This window comes from Streptomyces sp. T028 (assembly GCF_048159505.1).
GTDB lineage: Bacteria > Actinomycetota > Actinomycetes > Streptomycetales > Streptomycetaceae > Streptomyces.
In genome coordinates, this window is record NZ_JBLRVZ010000103.1 from 1 (window position 1) to 4,444 (window position 4,444).

The 4,444-nt window shown below is 63.5% G+C and carries 6 protein-coding genes; 1 reads left to right on the forward strand and 5 read right to left on the reverse strand.

Features of this window, described 5'->3' with window-relative positions; translation table 11 throughout:
* The coding region (locus tag ACLZN2_RS50470) for a transposase (RefSeq protein ID WP_416986975.1) at positions 1–772 on the forward strand (772 nt) is incomplete at its 5' end.
* Positions 773–1,239: 467 nt separating this feature from the next.
* Here ACLZN2_RS50470 and ACLZN2_RS50475 read toward each other — a convergent pair.
* The 5 genes from ACLZN2_RS50475 to ACLZN2_RS50495 all read right to left on the reverse strand — a co-directional run.
* Positions 1,240–1,881: a suppressor of fused domain protein gene (locus ACLZN2_RS50475; RefSeq protein ID WP_416986977.1), complete on the reverse strand. Its 642-nt coding sequence runs from the start codon at positions 1,879–1,881 to the stop codon at positions 1,240–1,242.
* Between the two features lie 255 nt (positions 1,882–2,136).
* A complete protein-coding gene (locus tag ACLZN2_RS50480; protein ID WP_416986978.1) occupies positions 2,137–2,817 on the reverse strand; it encodes an IS630 family transposase in 681 nt (226 codons plus the stop codon).
* The gene (locus ACLZN2_RS50485) at positions 2,760–3,305 is read right to left on the reverse strand and encodes a winged helix-turn-helix domain-containing protein (protein ID WP_416986979.1); all 546 of its coding nucleotides are present in this window, start codon (positions 3,303–3,305) and stop codon (positions 2,760–2,762) included. The genes ACLZN2_RS50480 and ACLZN2_RS50485 overlap by 58 nt, the downstream gene beginning before the upstream one ends.
* Before the next feature lie 143 nt (positions 3,306–3,448).
* Complete coding sequence (locus tag ACLZN2_RS50490) at positions 3,449–3,841, reverse strand: hypothetical protein (RefSeq protein WP_416986980.1); 393 nt, start codon at positions 3,839–3,841, stop codon at positions 3,449–3,451.
* Between the two features lie 6 nt (positions 3,842–3,847).
* Positions 3,848–4,444 (reverse strand): deaminase (locus ACLZN2_RS50495; RefSeq protein WP_416986982.1); only part of this gene is annotated, 597 nt, incomplete at its 5' end.

Consider the following 4,444-nt stretch of genomic DNA (forward strand, 5'->3'; position numbering starts at 1 on the left):
GCACGGCAGGACTCCCCGATCAGCCCCGATACGCCTGTGCCACACGTTCCAGCGACAACAAACGCGGCACTACGTCACATACCGCCCTCTGAAGACCTGGAAGACCTCCCGCGACCCCGACTACGCGGCCAAGAAGGCCCGCGTCGAGCACCTCTACGCAATCGCCGACGGCGAGGTCATACCCGAGGACGGCGAACCCGATGTCGTCTTCTGCATGGACGAGTTCGGTCCGCTCAACCTGATGCCGCACCCCGGACGGCAATGGGCCGAACACGGCGGCAGGCACAAAGACCCCGCTCGCGAACCGCGCCGCAGGCGCCGGGCCACCTACAACCGCTACGGCGGAGTCCGGCACCTGTTCGCCGCCCTGGACCTGGCCAAGGACAAGCTCTACGGCCACATCAAACCGGTCAAGACGCGGACGCAGTTCCTGGAGTTCTGCCGCTACCTGCGCACCCTCTACCCCCCGACGGTGCGGATCGCGATCGTCTGCGACAACTTTTCCCCGCACCTGACCACGAAACGCTGCCAGCGGGTCGGCACCTGGGCCGCGGCCAACAACGTCGAGATCGCCTACACGCCGACGAACTCCTCCAGGCTGAACCGGATCGAGGCCCAGTTCACGGCCCTGCGGTACTTCACCCTCGACGGCACCGACCACGCCGACCACAAGGAACAGGGCAGCATGATCCGCCGCTACATCATCTGGCGAAACCGCCATGCCGACGACCGGCGCCTACGCGCCGTCGTCGACAGGGCAAACGTTGCCTGATGGGGCACTAGCTGGCGCTGGTACCGTCTGGATCACGACGCCGCCGGGGGTCGGGGACACCCGTCCGGTGTCGCCCCCACCCCGTGTCGCAGCTCTGCCGCGAGGCCACCCAGAGCAGCCGTCGAACTCATCGTGATCAAGGAACCCCTCGGCCCACGCCCACATCGGTGTCACCGTCACCGCCTACGCCCACGTCAGACTCCGCCTCCAGCGAGACGCCATCGACGCCCTCGGCACCGTCCTCAGCACCCCGGAGATCACCAAGACGGTCGCCAGCAACGACGCCCTGCACCGCCCTCATCTGCTGACGTTGCCGTCAACTACTGCCGTCAAGGCACGCAGCAGCCCCGCCAAGGATTGATCACTGGCGAGGCTGCTTTGACTTACCCGGGTATTCGGATCAGATCCATTTATTGGACCGGTCAACTATCGACGCGCCCGCCAAAATTTCCAGGAGCGGAATTACGCTAGACAGTCGAGACGCGCAACGGATCCAGGAGATTAACCCCTGAATCTTCGAGACGCTCCTCCAGTGCTTCAGTCCCGAAATCTCTCGCGAACCTCGCCTCTTCAGCAGAGATCGGAATTAGCCAAAGGTAGGTGATCTCTTTTCCGTCCGCCACACAGACAGCCGCCCTCCGGTCCAAGCTGTACGGCCAGGACACAAGAAGATGACGGTTTTCGGAACCCTCCATCCACGGCCGTCCAATATCCAGCACGGATCCGTGATTCAAGCGATGCTGCGGGAAACTGTGATAGTGGGCGACCATCGCGAGAGTCTCAACATGACGCGGAGACTCTGTGGGCGACATGATGAAGAATTCCCGCAATGACTCATCACTGACACCGAAAGCACCAGTCGACAGATAGATGTACGAATCACCTGGCCCAAGAGGTGAGACCCTGTGCACTACGAAGCCAGGCAGCGTTTCCTCAATCGGGCCGAGCGTCCATCGGAACTCGCCGTGATCGCGATCGGGCCAGCTAGTATCCAGATGCCGTCGCAGCGCCTCGTGTACCACTTCCGAGTGTCCCATTACCTCATCCCGAATGCTTTGGCGATTTTCCGAGATATTCTCGCCATGACCGCACCTTGGCTCTTTTGGCATGCAAGGCAGGCCGCGCCATTGATTCCGACTTGCATATATGCGCGCCGCTCAGTATCCGTCATCTGCCACCCTCCATGGAAGTAATAGCGGAGAACGAGCGGCGGGGTCATGCTCGGGAACCGGCGCAACCGTAGTCACGCTGCCGGTTATACCTTTGAGTCGGCATTGCCGTCTGTTGTGGACGAGGACCGGCGTGGCCCCGGCCAGCGCATAGTACGTGTGCTGCGGAGACCCATCTACCTGCTTTTTCGCAGGTCAAGCGCGGTTTGCTGGTCCGGTGAAGTGCGTGGGTGTCCGTGGTTGTGCGGGGTTGTTGACGCTGAGGTTGAAAGGGTGGGGTGACAGCGTTACGGAGGCTCCAGTGCCAGTCCGGTCCCGGCGATGAAACCGTCGAGTACTTCGGGCCGGCGTTGGATGCCGCGTAAGCGGTTCTTCACGAGCGGGGTGAGGTCTTCGATCGCCACGAGGTGTGAGGTTGGCCAGGGACTTCTTGACGTGGGCCCAGGCGCCTTCGACGGGGTTGAGGTCGGGCGCGTAGGGCGGGAGCTTGACGATGGTCAGCCAGTCGCTGTTGCGCTCGCAGAACTCCCGCAAGGGCTTGGCGTGATGGGTGCTGGCGTTGTCCCACACCACGATCAGCGGGACATCGCCGAGCTGCCGACGGGCAGAGGTCAACAGGGCCGCAAACTCCCGGGCCCGGAAGCCCTTCTTCTCGCCGGTACGGCCCCGGTAGGTCTGGGTCCGGTAGATCAGGCGGGTCTCGTGGCCTGGCCGGACGCAGATCATCCCGGCCATCAGGACCCGGCCCGACCCCTTGCCCACCACTGTGACCAGCGGCATCCTGCCCCGCCTTGACCAGGTGCGGCCCTTGCCGGGCTTCAGGTCCTGCCCGGCCTCGTCCTCGAAGACGATCCACGCGCCCAGGAGCTGGGCCATCCTCTTACCCGTGACCACTGCTCCGTCCGCCACCTGGCCACTGCCTGCTCATCGCGCTCGACGGCCCTGTGCGCGGGGACCTGCGGCGACCAGCCCAGTTGGTGCAGCAGATACGACACCCCACGCGGGGTATACCGGTAGCCGAACAGGCTATGGATCAGCTGCGCGGCCCTCGCCAGGGTCCACCGCTGGTCCTCTGTCCAGCCGTGCGCCGCCGGCCCCGCCTCCAGCTCGGCCTGCAGTCGTTCCGCCCGGGCATCGCTGAGCTGACACGGGAAGCCGCCGGGCCCCTTGGAGGCCAGAGCCGCGCTGCCGCCCTGGCGCCAGGCGGCGTGCCAGGCGTACGCCGACTTCCGCGACACCCGTAACCTGCGGGCCACCTCCGGCGGCCGCACTCCTCGCTCGAACATCTCCGCGGCCTCGAAGCGCACTGCCTCACGCTTCGCCCGCCCCGCAGCGGTCAGGCCGCCGCCATCCGCGTACCTCATGACGAGGATGTAGCACCACCAACGCCCGCTGTCACCCCGACCTTTCAACCTCAGCGGCAACGTTGCCGCTGCGTCAACGCCGGACGGTGACTGAACAAGAAAGTCGCCGGGAAGTGCTTCAACGCACTCCCCGGCGACCTTTCCTATTCTACAGACCAGGCCGATCTGAATCCGTCAGGAAAACCATTCAGAAATTCCGAAACAGCCTCGACAGCTTGATCTCGGTCAACCAGATCGGATCGTTCAAAAATACCCATCTGGCCACCGCATACGAGTCTGACCTCCTCCGCGCCACACTCAGGGTTCCTCAACTGGAGGATTTCCCCATCGACAGATTCCCCCGTAACGAGGAAGAGATCCGGACCACCCGCAATTGAGAGATACCGAAAAGGGTCATCCTCTGTCACGGAAACCTCAGTCCATCGATTCCCATCAAGAGTCGCGATCGACTGAGCGATTCGTTCCGGCGTCGGATTCTCAACTTCCCAGTCGCGTGTCTTGGGGCCGTCTCGGTCGTCTCCTGCCAGCCTGATCATGGCGCCCTACCCTAGCGGTCTCGGTGTGGATGGTCTTCGAACTGCGTTGATCGTAAAGATACCGGAGGGCGAATGAACTAGTAGCTCTTCAACCCCCAGGCCGCGCATCAAGGACCCAACCCCACCAGTTGCTCCGCATGATCGACAGAAGTCCCGATCCACATGGAGAACTGCTCTGGTACCGGACACCCCGGCATCCTTCGCCTGCTGAAACACATCGGCTTCAGCATGGGTCTTCGTCTGAGCATTCACCCGAATATCAACCGCACGACCGTGCGCGTTCCTCCCGAAGAAGACCTGCCCGTCGATTTGCAGGCGGGCGGCCGTGAAGGTGTCGTCCGCACTGCCGCGTGCAGGCATTCCCTCGCTGGCTCGATAAGCCGCGAGTTCACTCCAACCGCAGTTGTGGACAAGGACAGGTGTGGCGCCTGCAAGGACGTAGTACGTGTGGACATCGCTGACCGTCAGGTCATGCGTGACCTGCGTCCTCGTGTAACGGCTGATCGCCCTGATCTGGACGTGGGTGCCGGCGCTGGTCTGGAGCCACTGGCCGGACTTCAGGTCGCCGCCCTCCACCCAGGTGCCGTCGGTGGGATCGGCGGC